The sequence below is a fragment of the Streptomyces sp. NPDC056452 genome, from assembly GCF_042796085.1.
In the GTDB taxonomy this organism is placed as follows: domain Bacteria; phylum Actinomycetota; class Actinomycetes; order Streptomycetales; family Streptomycetaceae; genus Streptomyces.
In genome coordinates this window covers 136,629-156,799 of sequence record NZ_JBHTRI010000007.1, presented here as the reverse complement: position 1 = coordinate 156,799, position 20,171 = coordinate 136,629, and the positions used below count along the sequence as shown (strand labels likewise).

Annotated in this window: 21 protein-coding genes, 1 tRNA gene and 1 riboswitch; of the genes, 14 read left to right on the top strand and 8 right to left on the bottom strand. The window is 69.5% G+C overall.

The annotated features are described in order from the left end of the window. Nucleotides 1–77: 77 nt before the first annotated feature. Nucleotides 78–1,397, bottom strand: coding sequence for a PTS transporter subunit EIIC (locus ACFQ6X_RS09760; protein ID WP_383178592.1), 1,320 nt, complete (start codon nt 1,395–1,397; stop codon nt 78–80). Between the two features lie 220 nt (nt 1,398–1,617). On the opposite strand from ACFQ6X_RS09760, the gene ACFQ6X_RS09755 reads away from it, so the two are divergent. From ACFQ6X_RS09755 to rdgB, 4 genes are all read left to right on the top strand, one after another. Beyond that, a complete protein-coding gene (locus tag ACFQ6X_RS09755; protein WP_014156020.1) occupies nt 1,618–1,851 on the top strand; it encodes a glucose PTS transporter subunit EIIB in 234 nt (77 codons plus the stop codon). A 149-nt stretch (nt 1,852–2,000) separates the two neighbouring features. Beyond that, nucleotides 2,001–2,738, top strand: a complete 738-nt coding sequence (gene rph / locus ACFQ6X_RS09750; protein ID WP_383178588.1) for a ribonuclease PH — start codon at nt 2,001–2,003, stop codon at nt 2,736–2,738. 102 nt (nt 2,739–2,840) lie between these two features. Further along, nucleotides 2,841–3,230, top strand: a complete 390-nt coding sequence (locus tag ACFQ6X_RS09745) for a hypothetical protein (RefSeq protein ID WP_383178585.1) — start codon at nt 2,841–2,843, stop codon at nt 3,228–3,230. A gap of 21 nt (nt 3,231–3,251) precedes the next feature. Then, complete coding sequence (gene rdgB / locus ACFQ6X_RS09740; RefSeq protein WP_383178582.1) at nt 3,252–3,854, top strand: RdgB/HAM1 family non-canonical purine NTP pyrophosphatase; 603 nt, start codon at nt 3,252–3,254, stop codon at nt 3,852–3,854. Nucleotides 3,855–3,902: 48 nt separating this feature from the next. Here rdgB and ACFQ6X_RS09735 read toward each other — a convergent pair. The 4 genes from ACFQ6X_RS09735 to bcp all read right to left on the bottom strand — a co-directional run bounded on the left by ACFQ6X_RS09735 (nt 3,903) and on the right by bcp (nt 7,279). Continuing rightward, nucleotides 3,903–3,986 (bottom strand) — tRNA-Leu (locus ACFQ6X_RS09735). A gap of 53 nt (nt 3,987–4,039) precedes the next feature. Continuing rightward, nucleotides 4,040–5,041, bottom strand: coding sequence for an HNH endonuclease signature motif containing protein (locus ACFQ6X_RS09730; protein WP_383178579.1), 1,002 nt, complete (start codon nt 5,039–5,041; stop codon nt 4,040–4,042). 143 nt (nt 5,042–5,184) lie between these two features. Continuing rightward, nucleotides 5,185–6,681: a glycine betaine/L-proline transporter ProP gene (gene proP / locus ACFQ6X_RS09725; RefSeq protein WP_383178576.1), complete on the bottom strand. Its 1,497-nt coding sequence runs from the start codon at nt 6,679–6,681 to the stop codon at nt 5,185–5,187. Nucleotides 6,682–6,811: 130 nt separating this feature from the next. Further along, the gene (gene bcp, locus ACFQ6X_RS09720; RefSeq protein WP_383178573.1) at nt 6,812–7,279 is read right to left on the bottom strand and encodes a thioredoxin-dependent thiol peroxidase; all 468 of its coding nucleotides are present in this window, start codon (nt 7,277–7,279) and stop codon (nt 6,812–6,814) included. A 129-nt stretch (nt 7,280–7,408) separates the two neighbouring features. On the opposite strand from bcp, the gene ACFQ6X_RS09715 reads away from it, so the two are divergent. From ACFQ6X_RS09715 to ACFQ6X_RS09705, 3 genes are all read left to right on the top strand, one after another. Further along, entirely contained in the window at nt 7,409–7,729 is a 321-nt protein-coding gene (locus tag ACFQ6X_RS09715; RefSeq protein ID WP_329210583.1) for a DUF3618 domain-containing protein, read from the top strand. A 62-nt stretch (nt 7,730–7,791) separates the two neighbouring features. Next, nucleotides 7,792–8,130 (top strand): co-chaperone GroES, encoded by a 339-nt coding sequence (locus ACFQ6X_RS09710; RefSeq protein ID WP_329210585.1) that lies wholly within the window; start codon nt 7,792–7,794, stop codon nt 8,128–8,130. A 49-nt stretch (nt 8,131–8,179) separates the two neighbouring features. Beyond that, nucleotides 8,180–8,251, top strand: a riboswitch (guanidine-III (ykkC-III) riboswitch). Between the two features lie 30 nt (nt 8,252–8,281). After that, on the top strand, nt 8,282–8,602 hold the full coding sequence (locus ACFQ6X_RS09705; protein WP_329210587.1) for a multidrug efflux SMR transporter: 321 nt from the start codon (nt 8,282–8,284) through the stop codon (nt 8,600–8,602). Nucleotides 8,603–8,605: 3 nt separating this feature from the next. Here ACFQ6X_RS09705 and ACFQ6X_RS09700 read toward each other — a convergent pair whose 3' ends face one another. Then, complete coding sequence (locus tag ACFQ6X_RS09700) at nt 8,606–10,993, bottom strand: transglycosylase domain-containing protein (RefSeq protein WP_383178568.1); 2,388 nt, start codon at nt 10,991–10,993, stop codon at nt 8,606–8,608. Between the two features lie 154 nt (nt 10,994–11,147). On the opposite strand from ACFQ6X_RS09700, the gene ACFQ6X_RS09695 reads away from it, so the two are divergent. From ACFQ6X_RS09695 to ACFQ6X_RS09680, 4 genes are read left to right on the top strand one after another with little or no spacing between them, the layout of a single operon-like run. Next, the gene (locus ACFQ6X_RS09695; protein ID WP_383178565.1) at nt 11,148–11,948 is read left to right on the top strand and encodes an ABC transporter permease; all 801 of its coding nucleotides are present in this window, start codon (nt 11,148–11,150) and stop codon (nt 11,946–11,948) included. Nucleotides 11,949–11,964: 16 nt separating this feature from the next. After that, entirely contained in the window at nt 11,965–12,855 is an 891-nt protein-coding gene (locus tag ACFQ6X_RS09690; RefSeq protein ID WP_383178820.1) for an ABC transporter permease, read from the top strand. Nucleotides 12,856–12,868: 13 nt separating this feature from the next. After that, nucleotides 12,869–13,843 (top strand): ATP-binding cassette domain-containing protein, encoded by a 975-nt coding sequence (locus tag ACFQ6X_RS09685; protein ID WP_383178562.1) that lies wholly within the window; start codon nt 12,869–12,871, stop codon nt 13,841–13,843. A 34-nt stretch (nt 13,844–13,877) separates the two neighbouring features. Continuing rightward, nucleotides 13,878–14,567 (top strand): DUF1707 domain-containing protein, encoded by a 690-nt coding sequence (locus tag ACFQ6X_RS09680; protein ID WP_383178559.1) that lies wholly within the window; start codon nt 13,878–13,880, stop codon nt 14,565–14,567. A 12-nt stretch (nt 14,568–14,579) separates the two neighbouring features. Here ACFQ6X_RS09680 and ACFQ6X_RS09675 read toward each other — a convergent pair whose 3' ends face one another. Beyond that, on the bottom strand, nt 14,580–15,833 hold the full coding sequence (locus ACFQ6X_RS09675) for an SGNH/GDSL hydrolase family protein (protein ID WP_383178556.1): 1,254 nt from the start codon (nt 15,831–15,833) through the stop codon (nt 14,580–14,582). A gap of 141 nt (nt 15,834–15,974) precedes the next feature. On the opposite strand from ACFQ6X_RS09675, the gene ACFQ6X_RS09670 reads away from it, so the two are divergent. Next, complete coding sequence (locus ACFQ6X_RS09670; protein ID WP_383178553.1) at nt 15,975–17,441, top strand: DUF445 domain-containing protein; 1,467 nt, start codon at nt 15,975–15,977, stop codon at nt 17,439–17,441. 169 nt (nt 17,442–17,610) lie between these two features. Here ACFQ6X_RS09670 and ACFQ6X_RS09665 read toward each other — a convergent pair whose 3' ends face one another. Then, nucleotides 17,611–17,913 carry a hypothetical protein gene (locus ACFQ6X_RS09665; RefSeq protein ID WP_383178550.1) on the bottom strand — a complete coding sequence of 101 codons (303 nt, stop codon included), beginning with the start codon at nt 17,911–17,913 and terminating at the stop codon, nt 17,611–17,613. 175 nt (nt 17,914–18,088) lie between these two features. Between ACFQ6X_RS09665 and ACFQ6X_RS09660 the strand changes: the two genes are divergently transcribed. Both ACFQ6X_RS09660 and ACFQ6X_RS09655 read left to right on the top strand, forming a co-directional pair. After that, nucleotides 18,089–19,558: an MFS transporter gene (locus ACFQ6X_RS09660; RefSeq protein ID WP_383178547.1), complete on the top strand. Its 1,470-nt coding sequence runs from the start codon at nt 18,089–18,091 to the stop codon at nt 19,556–19,558. Continuing rightward, entirely contained in the window at nt 19,555–20,139 is a 585-nt protein-coding gene (locus ACFQ6X_RS09655; protein WP_383178544.1) for a TetR family transcriptional regulator, read from the top strand. The genes ACFQ6X_RS09660 and ACFQ6X_RS09655 overlap by 4 nt, the downstream gene beginning before the upstream one ends. The last annotated feature ends 32 nt before the right edge of the window (nt 20,140–20,171 follow it).

Genomic DNA, 20,171 nt, shown 5'->3' with positions numbered 1-20,171 from the left:
CCCTGGGTGACACGAAAAGGCCCCCGGACCACCAGGTCCGAGGGCCTTGCCGAGCCGGGTCCGGAGCCCGGCGGGGACTACTTCGTGAGGTCCTTCTCGATCTCTTCCTCCACCTCGTCGGGCTCCCGCCCGGGCGTCTGGAGGTTGAACTTCGTGATCGCGAACCGGAAGATCGCGTAGTAGACGACCGCGAAGGCCAGCCCGATCGGAATGATCAGCCATGGTTTGGTCGCCAGGCTCCAGTTGATGACGTAGTCGATCAATCCTGCCGAGAAGCTGAAGCCGTCCTTCGTCCCCAGCGCCCAGGTCACCGACATCGAGACGCCGGTGAGGAACGCGTGGATCACGTACAGCAGGGGTGCGACGAAGAGGAACGAGTACTCGATCGGTTCGGTGATGCCGGTGACGAACGACGTCAGGCCCACCGAGACCATCAGCCCGCCGACCGCCTTGCGCCGGTGCGGCTTCGCGCAATGGGTGATCGCCAGTGCCGCCGCCGGAAGCGCGAACATCATGATCGGGAAGAAGCCCGTGGTGAACTGCCCGGCCGTCGGGTCGCCCGCCAGGAACCGGTTGATGTCACCGTGCACGACCGTGCCGTCGGGCTTGGTGTAGTCGCCGAACTGGAACCAGACGAACGTGTTCAGGAACTGGTGGAGACCGAAGACGAGCAGGGCGCGGTTGGCGATGCCGAAGATGCCGGAACCCAGCCAGTCCAGGTCCACCAGCCACTCGGAGAAGCTGGTCAGGCCGTCACCGACCGGCTGCCACAGCCAGGCGCACAGGCTCGCGAAGAGCAGGCCGACGAACGCCATGATGATCGGGACGAGCCGGCGGCCGTTGAAGAAGCCCAGCCAGTCGACCAGCTTGACCCGGTGGTACCGCTGCCAGAACCAGGCCGACAGCAGACCCAGCACGATGCCGCCGAACACGCCGGGGTTCTGGTAGGCGGCCGCGGTCACGGTGGTGTCGTCGGCGACGCAGACGCCGCCCCATGTGCCTGCTCCCGCGAAGTCCGAACCCTCCGCGCAGTCGACCGGAAACGCGTGCAGGACCGCGTAGTAGACGAGGAAGCCCGTAACGGCAGCGAGCGCGGTCGAACCGTCCGCCTTCTTCGCCATGCCGATCGCGACACCGACGCAGAAGAGCAGTGGCAGGCCGAGCCCGGAGTCGAGCAGGGCGCCGCCCGCCGCCGCGAAGACCTTGGCGATGTTCGTCCAGCCGAGGCCGTCGTCGCCGAAGACGTCAGGCTGGCCGAGCCGGTTGAGGATGCCCGCCGCGGGAAGAACGGCGATCGGCAGCTGGAGGCTGCGACCCATCTTCTGCAGACCCTGGAAGGCGCTGTTCCACCACTTCTTCTGCGGCACTGCCGCGCCTGCTGCGCTGCTGGAGCTCATCGGCATCCTCCTGGAACACGCCAGGTTTGGCGGTCGTTGCAAACTGGTGTAGACCAGTTGCGATACGGTGCGGAGCCCGCCCGTAAGGCAGGGCGCCGGTGATCGTCATCATTGGGGACAGCGCGGTTACCCGCCCGTGAAGTTGGGCCAACCGTGCGTTACCGTGACGAAACGGACCCACGGTGGGCCGCCCCCACACGCACAGACCAGGGAGAAGGACATGGCCAGCAAGGCTGAGAAGATCGTCGCCGGCCTCGGCGGTATCGAGAACATCGACGAGATCGAAGGCTGCATCACCCGCCTCCGCACCGAAGTCCACGACCCCAGCAAGGTCGACGAAGCCGCACTGAAGGCCGCCGGCGCCCACGGCGTCGTCAAGATGGGCACCGCGATCCAGGTCGTCATCGGCACCGACGCCGACCCCATCGCCGCCGACATCGAAGACATGATGTGACCGGCTGACCCCCTGGCCGGCCCCGGCCGGCCCACCCAGGTCCGCGCCGCACCCCGCAGGCCCCGTTGCCCCGGCCCTCACCGGCCCCGGAACGGGGCCTGCGGTGCACCCGAACGGAGTCACGCCCGGCAGCCGATAGGCTCGGCGCCATGTCTCGCATCGACGGCCGCACCCCCGAACAGCTCCGCCCCGTCACCATCGAACGCGGATGGAGCAAGCACGCCGAAGGCTCCGTACTCATCTCCTTCGGCGACACCAAAGTCTTCTGCACCGCCTCCGTCACCGAAGGTGTCCCGCGCTGGCGCAAGGGCAGCGGCGAAGGCTGGGTCACCGCCGAGTACTCCATGCTGCCCCGCTCCACCAACACCCGAGGCGACCGCGAATCCGTACGCGGCAAGATCGGCGGCCGCACCCACGAGATCAGCCGCCTCATCGGCCGCTCCCTGCGCGCGGTGATCGACTACAAGGCCCTCGGCGAGAACACGATCGTCCTGGACTGCGACGTCCTCCAGGCCGACGGAGGCACCCGCACCGCCGCCATCACCGGTGCCTACGTCGCCCTCGCCGACGCCATCACCTGGGCCCAGGGCAAGAAGATCATCAAGCACGGCCGCAAGCCGCTCACCGGCACCGTCGCCGCGATCAGCGTCGGCATCGTCGACGGCACCCCCCTCCTCGACCTCTGCTACGAGGAGGACGTCCGCGCCGAGACCGACATGAACGTCGTCTGCACCGGCGACGGCCGCTTCGTCGAGGTCCAGGGCACCGCCGAGGCCGAGCCCTTCGACCGCGCCGAACTCAACGCCCTCCTCGACCTCGCCACGGGCGGCTGCGCCGACCTGACGAAGATCCAGGAAGCGGCACTCGCGCGTACCCTCGGCGAGTAAAGAAGCAACCAAATACGCACCACACAGCGTCGTAACGGATACGGGCGCACGGGTCGAACCGTGCGTCCGTCCACGTATCAACCCCCGGGGAGGGACCGCTCCATGGCCTCGCGCCGCCACCACCGCACCGCACTCGCCGTCACGGCCACCCTGCTCACCCTCACCGCAGCCGTCGGCTGCGGAGCCGTCGACAAGGCTCTGGACTGCGTCCGCACCGCCGACGCCATCGCCACCAGCGTCAACAACCTCCAGCAGGCCATCTCCAACGCCTCCAACGACCCGACGCAGGCCTCCGAGGCCCTGGACGAGATCGACAAGGAGCTCAAGGACCTCGGCGACACCACGGACAACGCCGACCTCAGCAAGGCCGTCGACGACCTCCAGGCTGGCGTCACCAACGTCCGCGCCTCCATCGAGAAGGGCGACGCCACTCCCGACATCACCCCGGTCACCGATGCCGCCGGCGAGATCGGCAAGGTCTGCTCCCCGTGACCGTGCGGCGATAATCGACGCATGACGCGCCTGATCCTCGCCACCCGCAACGCCGGGAAAATCACCGAACTCCACGCGATCCTCGCCGACGCGGGTCTCACCCACGACCTCGTCGGCGCGGACGCGTACCCCGAGATCCCCGACGTCAAGGAAACCGGCGTCACCTTCGCCGAGAACGCCCTCCTCAAGGCCCACGCCCTGGCCCGCGCCACCGGCCACCCGGCCGTCGCCGACGACTCCGGCCTCTGCGTCGACGTACTCGGCGGCGCCCCCGGAATCTTCTCGGCCCGCTGGTCCGGCACCCACGGCGACGACCGCGCCAACCTGGACCTGCTCCTGGCCCAGCTCGGCGACATCGACGCCCCCCACCGCACCGCCTACTTCGCGTGCGCGGCGGCCCTCGCGCTCCCCGACGGCACGGAACGCGTGGTCGAAGGCCGCCTGACCGGCACCCTGCGCCACGCCCCCTCGGGCGCGAACGGCTTCGGCTACGACCCGATCCTCCAGCCCGACGGCGAGACCCGGACCTGCGCGGAGCTCTCACCCGCGGAGAAGAACGCGATCAGCCACCGGGGCAAGGCGTTCCGGGCGCTGGTGCCGGTGGTGCGGGAGCTGGTGGGGTGACATATGCCGAGTGGTCCGTCCTGACCAGGACGGACCACTCGGCATTCGTGCGGCCGGTGGGATTCGAACCCACACGGGATTTCTCCCACTGGGACCTAAACCCAGCTCGGCTGCCAGTTACGACACGGCCGCATGCCATCGACCATGCTAACGGGAGGGCGTCCCGCACGGTACGCGCATGCGAATCAGGTTCCCGTCCGACTCCTTGGGCGTCGGTTGCGACACCACGTGTCTGTCAGCGCATGACAGTTCGGGCACAGATAGCGCAGGTTTTCCGCCCGGTTGTCGAGCCAGTTGCCGTTGATGTGGTCGATCTGGAGCGTGATTGGTCTCCCCAGCCACTCGCCGGTGTTCCCGCACGATGTGCATCGGTACTGCACGCCGATCTCTTGGAGCGCCCGGTGAAGGCGTGTCCGGTTCATGCGCGTCGATCCCTGCGGCATGATCACAAGTGCTTTTGGGGCAATCTGCCTCTGTTCAGGCACATGCGCCGATCCCCACGAGCGGCGTTTGAAGTGACTTATGTCCAGGTGCATCTGAAGGATCTTGCGTCGAACCCGTCGGTGGTTGGAATCGGTCACTTCAAGACCGAGGGCGCGCATGACGTCGGGGAAGCTGACGGCTTCCCGCACTGCGATACGCAACGCCTCCTCCGAGATGGAGAGGCGCGCATTGCGGAAGTGGGAGGTGTTGATGCCCCTGGTGCGGAGCATCGCGGCTACTGCAGCGCGCGACCGGCCGTCATCAGGGGCACCCAGAGCACGCGTCACCCCGCGGACGGACTCGCTGGAGTTGGCAGCAGCCTGTAGTTCCTCGTTGCTGAACAGGAGGCCCAACTGCGGGCGATTCATCCCAGGGAAGTGACTGATGTCGATCCCCGCAGCTGCGATGCGGCGGGCTATGTGAGACAACGTGCCGGTCGCCGGGGTCGCACCCAGTTTGAGCACGACCTCGCGGAGCGATGACGACGATGTCGCGGCGGCAGCATTGGCTGCATCCGGGTATTTGCGCCACGGACTGCGATGTTTGAAGTGGCTTGTGTCGAGTCCAAGTTCTGCGACCTTCTCCTTCAGGACGCGGTGCCTCCCGCCACTCTCGTTCAAGCCCAGACGGCGCAAGAGGTCCGTCCAGTTGCTTGCTGCCGCTACAGCCGGCACGAGCCTCGCTGGGTCGTACGCCTCGGACATCCTGCCTCCGTCCTCGGCCGCGTGTTCGCGGCCTCGTACGGAGCAACGAACCGTTAATCGGATGGTCACGTCCGGAATGCGATGAGATGCGGAAGGGCCCGTACCGCTTCGTGCGGTACGGGCCCTTCCGAAAGGAACGTGCGTCAGAACTTCGGGTCCGGGCTCTGCGCGTGGACCAGTTCCGCCGCTTCCTCCGCCGTTTCCACCGAGGGCGGGGAGCCGGCCAGGGGCTGGTTGGCGGTTTCCTTCATGCAGGCCACCGCGATCACGCCCACCAGCGCCGCCGCCATCGCGTAGTACGCGGGCATCAGGTTCGAGCCGGTCCAGCTGATCAGGGCCGTGATCACCAGCGGGGTCGTACCGCCGAAGAGCGAGGCCGAGATGTTGTAGCCGACCGACAGGGAGCCGTAGCGCACGTTGGTCGGGAACAGGGCCGGGAGCGCGGCGGACATCGTGCCCAGCATGCAGACCAGGGAGAGGCCCATCATCAGCATGCCGATGGTGATCGCCGGGATGCTGCCCTGGCGGATCAGGAGGAAGGACGGCAGGGACAGGAAGAGGAACCCGAGCATGCCGGCCATCAGGAGCGGTTTGCGGCCGAAGCGGTCGGAGAGCTTGCCGAACTGGCTGATGACCAGCATCAGGAAGATCATGACGGCGAGCAGGATGAGCAGGCCGTGGGTCTCGCTGTAGCCGAGTTCGTCGGAGAGGTACGTCGGCATGTACGACAGCAGCATGTAGTCGGTGATGTTGTACGCGCCGACCAGGGCGATGCAGAGGATCAGCGTCGGCCAGTACTGGCGGAAGATCTTGGCGAGGTCGCCCTTGGCGGTGGACTCGACGTGGTCGGCGGCCTCCGTGGCGTGGGCGGTGCCGCCCTCCAGCTTCTGGAACGCGGGGGTCTCGTCCAGGCGCAGTCGCAGGTAGAGGCCTACGAGGCCGAGGGGTCCGGCGACGAGGAACGGGATGCGCCAGCCCCAGGACTCCATCTGCCCGGTGTCCAGGAGGGCGTACAGGGCGGTGACCAGGCCCGCGGCGCCGACGTATCCGGCGAGCGTGCCGAATTCGAGGAAGCTGCCGAAGAAGCCGCGGCGCTTGTCGGGGGCGTACTCGGCGATGAAGGTGGAGGCGCCGCCGTACTCACCGCCGGTGGAGAAGCCCTGGAGCATCCGGAAGAGGATCAGCAGGGCGGGGGCCCAGAGTCCGATCGTGTCGTGGGAGGGGATCACGCCGATCGCGAAGGTGCCGATCGCCATGAGGATCATGGTGAGGGCGAGGACCTTCTTCCGGCCGATCTTGTCGCCCATGGGGCCGAAGAACATTCCCCCGAGCGGCCTGACGAGGAAGGCCACGGCGAAGGTCGCGAAGGAGGAGAGGAGCTGGGTCGTGTCGTTCCCGGAAGGGAAGAAGACGTGCCCGATGGTGACGGCGAGGTAGGAGTAGATACCGAAGTCGAACCACTCCATGGCGTTACCGAGCGATGCCGCCTTGACCGCGCGCTTGACCGCCTGGTCGTCGGTGACGGTGATGTCGGTCCGACGGAGCCGGGGGTTCTTGCGCTTCCTGATGGCACGGAAGAGCGCGGGGTGGCGTTTGACCGCGTCAGGGTCGGCCGCCTGGTGGGGGTCGGAGGCCGCCATGGCCGGTTCCTTTCCTCGAAGGGTGTTCCAGGAAAGGCTTCTGCGCGGTCATGGCGGTTGCAAACCGAATTCATGGCCGATTGCGACGTCGCTCACATGTTTTCGGCCAGGTGGCGGGGGTGGAACCCGGTCAGATCCCGAGATCCTTGATGATCTTCGCTACGTGGCCGGTCGCCTTGACGTTGTAGAGGGCGCGCTCCACCTTGCCCTCCTCGTCGACGACGATCGTCGACCTGATGACGCCCGTCACCACTTTGCCGTAGAGCTTCTTCTCGCCGTAGGCGCCGTACGCCTCCAGGGTCTCCTTGGAGGGGTCTGCGACGAGGGTGACCTCGAGGTTCTCCTTCTCGCGGAACTTGGCGAGCTTCTCCGGCTTGTCGGGGGACACGCCGATGACGTCGTATCCGGCACCGGTGAGGAGCTGCAGGTTGTCGGTGAAGTCGCAGGCCTGCTTGGTGCAGCCGGGGGTAAGCGCGGCGGGGTAGAAGTAGACGATGACCTTGCGGCCCTTGTGGTCCGCGAGCGAGACCTCGTTGCCGTCGGCGTCCGGAAGGGTGAAGGCGGGGGCGGTGTCGCCGGTCTGGAGTCGCTCGCTCATGTTTCTCCTCGAGTGGCACGCGGGGTGTGTGGGACCGAGCGTAATAGGGGGTGCCGCCGGGTGTAGGAGCGGTCGAGCTGACAGACTGTCGATGAAGGTTTACCGGACGACGACCACGGAGGCGGCGCAGTGTCGGATATGAGGACCCCTGCGCAGATCGAGGCGGACATCATCAGCAGGCGTGAGCAGCTTGCGGTGGTGCTGGACGAGATCGGGGTGCGCGTGCATCCGAAGACGATCATCGGTGATGCGAAGGCCAAGGTGGCGTCGACGGTCGACCGGACCGCCGGGCGTGCCTTCGTCGCGGTGAACCGGTCGGTGTCGGATGTGAAGGCGCAGTTCGTGTCGGAGGAGGGTTCCCCGCGGTTGGAGCGGGTGATTCCGGCGGCGCTGCTGGTGGTCGGCGCGGTGGCGTTGCTGACGGTTTCGGTGCGTGGCCGTAAGCGCTGAGGGCGGGTTCCGGGTGGCCCCGGGGGCGTGCGGAGCGGTTCGGGGCAGGTAGGTTTCGGGGCGTGAGCAACGACACCGACGACAAGCTGCCCATCCGGATGCTGCACGACCGTGTGCTGGTCCGGTCCGATTCGCCCGAGGGCGAGCGGCGTTCGGGCGGCGGCATCCTGATTCCTGCGACTGCGGCGGTCGGCCGGCGTCTGGCGTGGGCCGCGGTGGTCGCGGTGGGTCAGAACGTGCGGACGGTGGAGCCGGGGGACCGGGTGCTGTACGACCCCGAGGACCGTGCCGAGGTCGAGGTGCGGGGTGTGGCGTACGTGCTGATGCGGGAGCGGGATCTGCATGCGGTGGCGGCGGACCGGTTCGAGGGTTCCGAGGATTCGACCGGCTTGTATCTGTAGTCCGGCAGGTGGGTGTGGGGGCCTGGTGACCGTTGTCACCAGGCCTTTTGGCTGGGTTTTGCTAGGCTGGACCGATCCCGACGAGACGCGCCGTACCGGGTTTCCGTAAAGACGACGCACCCGTGTTGTTCGCGTTCTCGGAGGTGCCGTCGTGGCGTGGGTTCTGTTGATTGTTGCCGGTCTGCTGGAAGTGGGCTGGTCGATCGGGATGAAGTACACCGAGGGGTTCACACGGCTGTGGCCGAGTGTGTTCACGGGCCTCGGGATCGTGGCCAGCATGGTCCTGCTGTCGCATGCTGCGAAGACGCTGCCGATCGGTACGGCGTACGGCGTGTGGGTCGGGATCGGTGCGGCGGGTGCGGCGGTGCTGGGCATGGTGGTGCTGCACGAGCCGGTGACGGCCGCCCGTATCTTCTTCGTCTGTCTGCTGCTGGTGGCCGTGGTGGGTCTGAAGGCGACGTCCGGGCACTGAGTGTCAGCGGCGGGGCAGGCCGGGGCCGCGGGCTCCTTCGATGAAGCCGTCGTCCTCCGGGTTGCCGGGGACGGGGCGGTCGCCGTCGGGGGTGTCGGGTGTTCTGGCGGCGGAGGTGCGTGAGGGGGCGTCGGCCGGGGTGGCGGTCCTGGGGGCCTGTGGGGCCCGGGAGGTCTCCGTGCTGACGTCGGAGGGGGCGTCGGACTCGGGGGAGTCGGGGGAGTCGGTTTCGCTCCGGTCCTCACCGGGTTCGTCCGACTCCTCGTTCCCTTCCTCGTCCGGGTCGGCTTCTTCCGGGCCTTCCTCGGCTTCGAGCTCGAACTGCTGTACCTCGTCGTCCTCGAGGGCGACGGCGGTGTAGGCGGCCCAGGTCTGTGCGGGTGCGCCGCCGCCGTTGATGCGGGCGAGTCCGAGCGCTCCGTACAGGGGTTTCTGTACGCCGGTGACGGGGTCCTGGCCCATCACGGCGATGACGGTCGCGAGGTCGGGGGTGTAGCCGGCGAACCAGGCGGCCTTGTCCTCCTCGGCGGTGCCCGTCTTGCCCGCGGCGGGGCGGTTCGCCGCTCGGGCCGCGGTGCCGGTGCCGCCGTCGACGACGCTCCGCAGGACGGAGGTGGTGGTGTCGGCGGCTTCGCGGCTGACGGCCTGCCGGGTGTTCCTGGCGGGGAGTGCGAGGTCGGCGCCGTTCTTGCTGATCTTGGCGACGAGGGTGTGCTCGCGCTGCTTGCCGTGGTCGGCGAGGGTGGCGTAGGCCTCGGTCATGTCGAGGACGCTGGCGGTGGCGGGGCCCAGGGCGATGGAGGGGGAGGCGGTGAGGTCGGGGGTGTTCTGGGGGATGCCGAGGGAGACCGCGGTGTCCTTGACGGCGTCGGGGCCGACGTCCTGGGCCATCTGGGCGTAGACGGCGTTGACGGATTTGTCGGTGGCCTCGCGGACGGTGAGGGAGCCGTAGTCGACGTCGTCCTCGTTGGCGGGGGAGTAACCGGTGGAGCCGTGGGCGCTCTGGACGGTGCGTTTGTTGGTGCCGTCGTAGCGGGTGTTGGGGGTGATGCCCCGGCCGTCCTGGGTGGTGGATCCGTTGGCCACGGCGGCGGTGAGGACGAACGGCTTGAAGGTGGAGCCGACTTGGTAGTCGCGGCGGGTCGCGTTGTTGACGTACTGCTTGGTGTAGTCGATGCCGCCGTACATGGCGAGGACGTGGCCGGTGGCCGGGTCGATGGAGGCTCCGCCGACGCGGACGTTGCGGTCGGCCTTGCGGTCGTCGCTCGTCTTGGCCAGGACGTTGTCCTCGACGGCTTCGACGAGGGCGTCCTGCTTCTTCTTCTCGAGGGTGGTGGTGATGCGGTAGCCGCCGGTGGCGAGGGTGTTCTCGTCGAGGATCCTGTTGGCGGCGAGGTAGTCCTCGACGGCCTGGACGAGGTAGCCGCGCTGTCCGGAGAGTGCGGTGGCGGGCTTGGCCTTGCCGGGGACGGGGAAGGTCATGGCGGCGCGGTCGGAGGGGCTCAGCCAGTCCTCCTTGACCATGCCGTCGAGTACGTAGTTCCAGCGGGCGAGGGCCGCGGCCCGGTTCTCGGGGTGGGCGACGACGTCGTAGGCGCTGGGGGCGTTGAGCAGGGAGGCGAGGTAGGCGCCCTCGCCGGTGTCGAGGTCTTTGGCGTCCTTGCCGTAATAGGCGTGGGAGGCGGCCTGGATGCCGTAGGAGTTGCGGCCGAAGTAGCTGGTGTTGAGGTAGCCCTCGAAGATCTCGTCCTTGCTCTGTTCGCGTCCGAGCTTGATCGAGATGAAGAATTCCTTGGCTTTGCGTACGACGGTCTGTTCCTGGCCGAGGTAGTAGTTCTTGACGTACTGCTGGGTGATGGTGGAGCCGCCCTGGCGGCCCTTGCCGGTGAGGGTGTTCCAGCCGGCGCGGGTCATGGCTTTGACGTCGATGGGGGGTTCGGAGTAGAAGTCCCGGTCCTCGGCGGCGAGTACGGCGTGCTGGACGGTGCCGGGGATCTGGTCGAGCCGGACGTTCTCCCGGTTGATCTCGCCGTCCCGGGCGATGACGCTGCCGTCCTCGTAGAGGTAGACGTTCGACTGCGCGGTCGCGGCGGCGTTCGCGGCGGGGATGCCGACGAGTTTGTATCCGGCGATGAATCCGCCGATGAGCAGGAGCGCGATGAGGAGGGTGCTGCCGAGCACCATGCGCCAGGTGGGTACGGCACGGCGCCAACCGGTGCGCTTGGGCCGCTTGACGCGTTTTGTGCGCCCCTTGCCGCCTTGTGCGCTGTCCGTGGGCTGCGGGTTCCGGTTGGTCGCCGCGGTGGTGGGGTCCCGGGGCGGCCAGCCGGCGGGACCCTTTCGACCTGGCTCTCCGTGGTCTCCGCCGGGCTGCGGTGGCTCGTGGCTCATGGCTGTGGAGGCTCCTCGGCTGCGGGCAGTTATCCCATAGTGCACTTTTCGGAGTGATAACCACCGGATCCTCCCCGGATAACGGGTCGCGGCGGCCGCCGGTCGTGAACTAGGGTCGTGCGCTTTGGCCCGGTGAGGCGGGGGAGGGGGCGCGGTGCGGCTCTATGCGGTGGTGGCGGCCGGTGGGTTCCGGCGGCATGCGACGTACCGGGTGGCGACGGCGGCGGGGGTGTTCACCAACACCGTCTTCGGTTTCATCATGGCGTACACCTATATCGCCCTGTGGGACGAGCGTCCGCAGCTCGGCGGTTACGACCAGTCCGAGGCCCTGACGTACGTGTGGCTGGGGCAGGCCCTGCTGATGACCTGCGCCATGATGGGCGGCGGCTTCGAGAGCGACCTGACGGAGCGGATCCGTACGGGCGACATCGCCGTGGACCTGTACCGACCCGCCGATCTCCAGTTGTGGTGGCTGGCGGGGGACCTGGGCCGGGCGGCCTTCCACCTGCTGGGGCGCGGGATCGTGCCGATGGTGCTGGGGGCCCTGGCCTTCGACCTGGCGCTCCCGGGGTCGGTGTGGATGTGGCCGGCCTTCCTGGTGTCGGTGCTGCTGGGGGTCGTGGTGAGTTTCGCGTTGCGCTTCCTGGTCGCGCTGTCGGCGTTCTGGCTGATGGACGGTGCGGGCGCCCTGCAGATGGCCATGCTGGCGGGGCTCTTCTTCTCCGGGATGCTGCTGCCGCTGAATCTGTTCCCGGGCGTGCTGGGCGAGGTGGCGCGGGCGTTGCCGTGGTCGTCGCTGCTGCAGGTCCCGGCCGATGTGTTCCTGGGCAAGCGCACGGGGTGGGGTCTGGTGCGGGCGTACGCCTTCCAGGCCGGATGGGCGGTGGCGCTGCTGCTGGCGGGGCGTCTGCTGCAGTCCGTGGCGACGAGGAGGGTGGTGGTGCAGGGTGGCTGAGGCCGGGACGGAGTGGGTGGCCGCGAGGGAGCCGGAGCGGCCGGGCAACGGGGCCGCGCGGGAGCCGGGGCGGCCGGAGATCGCGTTCGCCGACCGGTCGCGGCTGGTCGAGGGGGTCCGGGCGTACGGGCTGATCGCGGCGATGTGGCTGCGTTCGACGCTGGCGTACCGGGCGTCGTTCGTGATGACGACCATCGGCAACTTCGTGATGACCGGGGCGGACTTCATCACGGTCATGCTGATGTTCTCGCACGTCGACGCGCTGGGCGGCTACACGCTGCCGGAGGTCGCCCTGCTGTACGGGGTGTCGGCGACCTCCTTCGGGCTGTGCGATCTGCTGGTGGGGTCGGTGGACCGGCTGGGGCAGCGGGTGCGGGACGGGACGCTCGACACGCTGCTGGTGCGGCCGGTGCCGGTGCTGGCGCAGGTGGCGGCGGACCGGTTCGCGCTGCGTCGGCTGGGCCGGATCACGCAGGCGCTCCTGGTGCTGGGCTATGCCCTGGTGACGCTGGACATCGCGTGGACCCCGCTGAAGGTGCTGATGCTGCCGTTGATGGTGCTGAGCGGGGCGGCGATCTTCGCGGCGGTGTTCGTGGTGGGTGCGGCGTTCCAGTTCTTCGCGCAGGACGCCTCGGAGGTGCAGAACGCGTTCACCTACGGGGGGACGACTCTGCTCCAGTACCCGCCGTCGATCTTCGCCCGGGACCTGGTGCGCGGGGTGACGTTCGTGGTGCCGCTGGCCTTCGTGAGCTGGCTGCCCGCGCTGTATGTGCTGGGCAGGGACTATCCGTTGGGGCTGCCGGAGTGGGTGGCGTTCCTGCCGCCGCTGGTGGCGGGGCTGTGCTGGGTGCTTGCGGGGCTGGCGTGGCGGACGGGGCTGCGGGCCTACCGCAGTACGGGAAGCTGAGGGAGGAGTGGGCATGGACATGGACTTCATCGAGCTCGACGGGGTCGAGAAGGTCTTCGACGTACACCGCAAGACGGGTTTCCTGCGCCGGGAGCGGCACGAGGTGCGTGCGGTGGACGGCATCAGTTTCCGGGTGCCGCGTGGCGAGATGGTCGGGTACATCGGCCCGAACGGGGCGGGCAAGTCGACGACGATCAAGATGCTGACGGGGATCCTCACCCCGAGCGGCGGCCGGCTGAGGGTCGCGGGCATCGATCCGTCGCGGGAGCGTACGAAGCTGGCGCACCGGATCGGTGTGGTGTTCGGGCAGCGTACGACGCTGTGGTGGGACCTGCCGCTGCGGGACTCGTACCGGCTGATGCACCGGATGTACCGGATCCCGGACCGCCGGTTCCGGGAGAACCTGGACCGTTGTGTGGAACTCCTCGATCTGGGCGAGTTGTTGGAGACTCCGGTGCGGCAGCTGTCGCTGGGGCAGCGGATGCGGGGCGACATCGCGGCGGCGCTGCTGCACGATCCGGAGGTGCTGTACCTGGACGAGCCCACGATCGGGCTCGATGTGGTCTCCAAGGCCAAGGTGCGTGAGTTCCTGCGGGACTTGAACGCGGAGCGGGCCACGACGGTGCTGCTGACCACGCACGATCTGACCGATATCGAGCAGCTGTGCAAGCGGGTGATGGTGATCGACCACGGCCGTCTGGTGTACGACGGTGCGCTGTCCGGGCTGCATGAGGTGGGGGAGAGCGAGCGCACGCTGGTGGTCGATCTGGAGCGGGTGCTGCCGCCGATCGAGCTGGCTTCGGAGCCCTCGGTGCGGGTGGTGAAGGTGGAGGGGCCCCGGCAGTGGCTGGCGTTCCCGGCGTCGGCGTCGGCGGCGCCCCTGGTGGCGCGTATCGCGGCGGATTATCCGCTGGTGGACCTGTCGGTGCGGGAGCCGGACATCGAGGCCGTGATCGCGAAGATGTACGTGTCGGATTCTCGTCTCTAGGCCCGTGTTCGGGTTGCTCTATAGGCTGCGCGGTATGACAAGTGAACGTCCGGACATGCGTGCTTCCGATGCGGAACGTGAGCGGGTCGCGGAGACCTTGCGGGAGGCCGTGGCCGAGGGCCGGCTGGAGATGGACGAGTTCGAGCAACGGCTCGACGCGACGTACAAGGCGCGTACGCACGGGGAGTTGGAGCCGCTCGTGCGTGATCTCCCGGTGCCGGGTACGGCTGTTGCGCCCTTGGGCGCCTCGTCGCCCGTGCGCGCCCCGGGGACGTCCGTCGACTGGTCGAGGCGCATCGGTGGCCCCGCGACGTCCTCGGGAGGGTTCGCCTTCTGGGGCGGCTTCAGCCGCAAGGGCCGTTGGACGGTGGGGCGGCAGTTCACCGCGTTCGCGATGTGGGGCGGGGGCGAGATCGATCTGCGCGAGGCGGACTTCGAGGAGCGTGACGTCGTCATCCGCTGCTTCGCGATCATGGGCGGGCTGCAGGTGAAGGTCCCGCCGAACGTGCACCTCCATGTCAACGGCATCGGCGTCATGGGCGGTTTCGACGAGCAGACGAAGGACGCCGACTTCGGCGAACCGGCTCCGGACGCGCCGCGGGTGCGGGTGACCGGGTTCGCCCTGATGGGCGGGGTCGGTGTGGACCGCAAGTGGAGCAAGGCGCAGCGGCAGCGCCTCAAGGAGGCGGAGCGGCTGCGCCTGGAGAAGCCGGACGGTTCCTGAGGGCGGGCGCGGTCAGAAGGATCCGGCCTTCGGCGTTCCGGTCACCGTCGCGAGGTCGACGAGGCGGCCCAGCGTCCGGTAGCCGGCGTCGTTGAAGTGGAGCCGGTCGCCCGAGTCGTACGAGGGCAGGAGCCGGTTGGGGGCGTAGGGGTCGCGGACCGCCCGGTCGAAGTCGATGACGTCGTCGAAGATCCGGCCCGCCCGGATCTGTTCGTTGACCGCCAGGCGCACGTCGTTGCGTTCGGGTGTCCACGTGCCGAAGCCCTGGAAGGGTGTCAGCGTCGTCCCGAGGACCCGCAGTCCGCGGGCGTGGGCGCGTTCCGTGAGGGACCGCAGTCCGGCCACGATGCGCTGGGGGTCCTCCTCCTGGGGAGCCTGCTGCACGTCGTTGATGCCCAGCGCGATGATGACGGTCCTGGCTCCGGCGACGGACAGCACGTCGCGTTCGAAGCGGTGTGTTCCGCCGATGCCGCCGCGGCCGTTCCTCTCGGGGGCACTGTCGCGCAGCAGGCGGTTGCCCGCGATGCCCTGGTTGGCGATGCCGTAGCGGTGCTCCAGCCGGTCGGAGAGCACGTCCGGCCAGCGGTTGTTGGCGTCGGTGGAGGAGCCGCTGCCCGCGGTGAGCGAGTCGCCGATCACGACGATCGCGCCGGGTGAGGTCTCGTTGCGTACGTCCACCGCGGTGAGGTAGCGCCACCGGTCGGTCCGCCAGGTGCCGCGGTCGTCGGCCAGGTACGACGTCTGCAGGGCGTGGGCGTGCGAGGTGACGGGGCCGCTCCGGTACGGGGTGCGCAGGGTGACGACGAGGTCGGCGTCGGGTGCGACGGGCACGACCACGGGGTCGCTGACGATCTGACGGCCCGCGGCGACGGTGACCACGGGCCGGCCGCGGAAGGTCACCGGGCGGGTGTTGACGGTGGCTTCGTCGATGACGAGCGGGGCTGTGCCGAAGAGGTTGGAGAGGGTGATGCGGGCGGCGTCGCCGCCGACGCTGGTGTGCACGGTGTTGCGGATGGTGCGTCCGGGGAGGCCGTGTTCCGTGTCCGGTTCGCCGCTGACGGGTGCTCCGGTCCAGGTGGCGACCCAGGTTCCGGTGGAGTTGGCCGGCGCGGCGGGATTGCGTGCGGCCGCGTGCGCCTCGGGTCCGGGGAGCGGCGCCCGGGTCTCCCCGGCGATCAGTGTCGTACCGAACGCGAGGGCGGCAGCGAGCGCGGCGGTGCCTGCTACGAGGGCGATGAGCAGGGCATACCCCTGGCGCCTGGGCATGGGCGGTGATTCTCCTTGTGATGATCGGGCTGGTCTCATGATGCGACAGGCCGTGGGGAACTCGACGTGCGGCCCGGGAGTAGGTGAGGTAGGGACAATGCGTACGGCACTGGGTGACGCGTACGCGGACGGGTGGAGCGGATGGAACACGACGCGGGACAGGGAACGGGGTCCGGCCAGGGCTCCGGGGCGGGACCGGGGCCGCACGGTCCCGCGTCAGGGCCGCCGGGGCTGATGCCCGGGGCCGGGACCGCGGCCGGTGGCGCCGGGAGCGGCACGGGGGAAGGCGGATCCGAAACCGGGGCGGGCGGACGGGGTGCCCGGCGGACGGCGGCGCCGCTGGCCGGTTTCGCGTACACCGCTGCCGACGAGGAGAAACAGCGCGGAGTGCGCCGTATGAAGACCACCGCCACGGGTCTGCTCCTGCTCGTCGCGCTCGTCTACGTCCTCGCCACCTGGGCGAAGAACGAGGGTGTGGGTGGCTGGCCGGGCTACGTCGCGGCGGCTGCCGAAGCGGGCATGGTGGGTGCGCTGGCGGACTGGTTCGCGGTCACGGCGCTCTTCCGCCGCCCGCTCGGACTCCCCATCCCCCACACGGCCATCATCCCCACCAAGAAGGACCAGCTCGGGGCGTCACTCGGTTCCTTCGTGGGCGAGAATTTTCTCTCCGGAGACGTCGTTCGTGACCGAATTCACGCTCTGGGCGTCGGCAAACGGCTCGGGGCGTGGCTGGCCGAGCCGGATCACGCGGACCGGGTGACCGCGGAGCTCGCGACCGCGCTGCGCGGTGCGCTGACGGTGCTCAGGGACTCCGACGTGCAGGCGGTCGTCGGCGAGGCGATCACCCGGCGGGCGGATGCGGCGGAGGTCGGCCCCGGCATCGGCAAGATGCTGGAGAAGGTCGTCGCCGACGGCGGGCACCGCAGGGTCGTCGACCTCGTCTGTGTGAGGGCCCACGACTGGCTGGTCGAGCACGGCGAGTCCGTGATGGACGCGGTGCAGGGCGGGGCTCCGGGCTGGACGCCGCGGTTCGTCGACAAGCGGGTGGGCGAGCGGGTCTACAAGGAACTGCTGCGCTTCGTCACGGAGATGCGGGACATGCCGGGGCACCCGGCGCGCGACTCGATCGACACGTTCCTGACGGACTTCGCCGCCGACCTCCAGACGGACTCGGACACCCGGGCGCGTGTGGAGCGGCTCAAGTCGGAGATCCTGGGGCGCGGTGAGGTGCAGGACGTCATCGCGTCGGCCTGGTCCTCGGTACGCACGATGATCATCGCGGCGGCGGAGGACGAGCGCAGCGAGCTGCGCCTGCGTGCCAGGGCCTCGCTGATGTCGCTGGGCGCCAGGCTGGCGACGGACGAGCGGCTGCAGGCCAAGCTGGAGGGCTGGCTGGAGGACGCGGCGGTGTACGTCGTCACGACGTACCGCACGGAGATCACGTCGCTGATCAGCGACACCGTCGCCGGCTGGGACGCGCACCAGACCTCGAGGAAGATCGAGGCGCACATCGGCCGCGACCTGCAGTTCATCCGGATCAACGGCACGGTGGTGGGTGCGCTGGCCGGTCTGGTGATCTATTCGGTCTCACGGGCACTGGGCGCCTGACGGCGCTCCCGGGGCGTCGGCGGAAACCGTGGCCGGGGCGGCGCGGTGGAGGGAAAGCTCCGGGGGTGTCCCCGTCCTGTCGTACGGGGGCACCCCCGGGTCACGCGGGGGAGTTGCCGTTCAGTACGTGCCCCGCGCCGCCGGTGTTCAGCGCCGGGCGCGCCTTTTCTCAGGCGCTGCGCCGTGTGACGGCCCACGAGGCCGCGGCGACCCCGCCCGCGACGGCGAACACGGCGGGCCAGGCGCCGACCTTCTTGGCGAGCGGGTGCGATCCGGCGAACGCGGCGACGTAGGCGACGGTCAGCCCGACGGCCGCCCGGGTCCCGGCCTGCCGGTTCCACTCGTACGCGGCGAGGGAGCCGGCGGCGGCGAGCGCGACACCGCCGAGCGGCCGCTTCCCGGTCCACCGGGCGACTCCGTACCCCCCGAGGAGACCGCTCGCCGCCACTGCCGCCGCCGGGACCTTCGCCATCGCAGCCACCTTCGCTTCCTTCGAACAGGTCTTCGTACGGGTCTTCGTACGGGTCTTCGTGCAAGTCGAGGCTCCGAGGCTAACGCGCTGCTCCGAACTCCAGCGGCACCCAGGGGGTGCACAAGCGTTTACCCTGAAGGTGAACGCTTGTGCACCCCACTGCGTAGGAGACCGCATGACCGCCCCGGCCACCGCCGCCCCGGACCACCCTCGCTTCGCCGTCGGCGTGCTGGCCTTCTGCGGCGTCGTGGTCGCGGTCATGCAGACGATCGTCGTCCCGCTCCTCCCGCACATACCGGCCCTCACCGGAGCCACCCCCGCCGCCGCCAGCTGGCTGGTCACCGTCACCCTCCTCACCGGCGCGGTGTTCACCCCCGTCCTCGGCCGGGTCGGCGACATGTACGGAAAGCGCCGGGTGCTCGTCGCGTCCCTCGGCGTCCTCGTCGTCGGCTCGGTGCTGTGCGCCGTCAGCTCCCACATCGGCGTGCTGATCACCGGCCGTGCCCTGCAGGGGGCGGCGATCGCCGTCGTGCCCCTGGGCATCAGCATTCTGCGGGACGAACTGCCGCCCGAGCGCGTGCTGTCCGCGGTCGCCCTGATGAGCTCGACGCTCGGTATCGGGGCGGCCGTCGGCCTGCCGGTCGCGGCGGTCGTCATCCAGAACTTCGACTGGCACACGATGTTCTGGGTCTCCGGGGCCATCGGCGTCCTGGACATCGTCCTGGTGCTCCGCTGCGTACCGGAGTCCCCGCTCCGCTCCCGTGGCCGCTTCGACGCGATCGGTGCGCTCGGCCTGTCCGCGGCGCTGGTCTGCCTGCTGCTCGCGGTCACCCAGGGCGGCGCCTGGGGCTGGACGTCGGCGCGCACCCTCGGTCTGCTCGCCGTCGCCGTCGTCGTCGCGCTGCTCTGGGGCGCGTACGAGCTCCGCATGCCCACCCCCATGGTCGACCTGCGGGTCTCGGCCCGTCCCGCGGTGCTCCTCACGAACGTCGCCGCCCTGCTGATCGGCTTCGCCTTCTACGCGAACTCCCTGGTCACCGCCCAGATGGTGCAGGAGCCGAAAGCCACCGGCTACGGGCTCGGCGCCTCGCTCGTCGTGAGCGGCCTGTGCCTGCTGCCGGGCGGCCTGGCGATGGTGGCGCTCTCGCCCGTATCGGCGCGGATCTCTGCCAGGCGCGGCCCGAAGACCAGCCTCGCGCTGGCCGCCGGGATCATCGCCGTGGGCTACGTGGTGCGGTTCTTCACCAGCCACAGCCTGTGGCTCATCGTCGCGGGCGCGACAGTCGTCGCCGCCGGCACCGCCATCGCGTACTCGGCGCTGCCCGCCCTGGTCATGCGCGGGGTCCCGATCGGCGAGACGGGCGCCGCCAACGGACTGAACACCCTCATGCGCTCGATCGGCCAGGCGTTCTGCAGTGCCACGGTGGCGGCGGTGCTCGCCAACATGACCTTCCTGGCCGGTGGCCGTACGGCTCCGACACTCCAGGCCTACCAGCTGGTCTTCCTGATCGCGGCGGGCGCAGCGCTGCTGGCCCTGGCGGTGACCCTGTGCCTGCCGGGCGGGCGCGCGGATACGGGTACGGTCAAGGGGAACCGCAGGAGCAGAGGCCGTACGCGGGCGATGCCGATCCAGGAGGGCGCATGACCGCCCGAGTCACCGCAGCAGCGACACCCGCACCATCCGCACCGGAGGCCCCCACGGGCAAGAGCGCGATTCTGCGTGCCGCGCGCAGGGCGTTCACGCAGCGCCCGTACGCGGAGGTGACCATCCGGGGCATCGCGGCCGATGCCGGTGTGAGCGCGTCCCTCGTGGTGAAGCACTTCGGCCGCAAGGAAGAACTCTTCAACACCGTCGCGGACTTCGGCCCGGCCGCCGAGGAGCTCTTCGACGCCCCGCTCGACGGGCTGGGCCGCCACATGGTGCTGACGCTCGTACGCAGCCGCAGGGCGCACCAGACCGACCCCCTGCTGCGTGTCGTCTTCTCCCTCGGCAACCACGACGAGCGCTCCCTGCTCCGCGCCCGGTTCCACGAGCAGGTCACCGGGCGCCTGACGGCCCGTCTCCCCGGCCGCGAACGCGCCCTGCGCGCCGAGCTGATCGCCGGCCATCTGATCGGCCTGGGCGCCACGCTCAGCCTCCACCGCGAGGGCGCGGGCTCCCGCGCCACCCCGGAGCATCTCGCGGACCTGTACGCCCCCGCGCTCCAGAGCCTGGTCGCGGGCTGACCGCTCGTCGGCGGACCGGCGGCAGGCAGTAA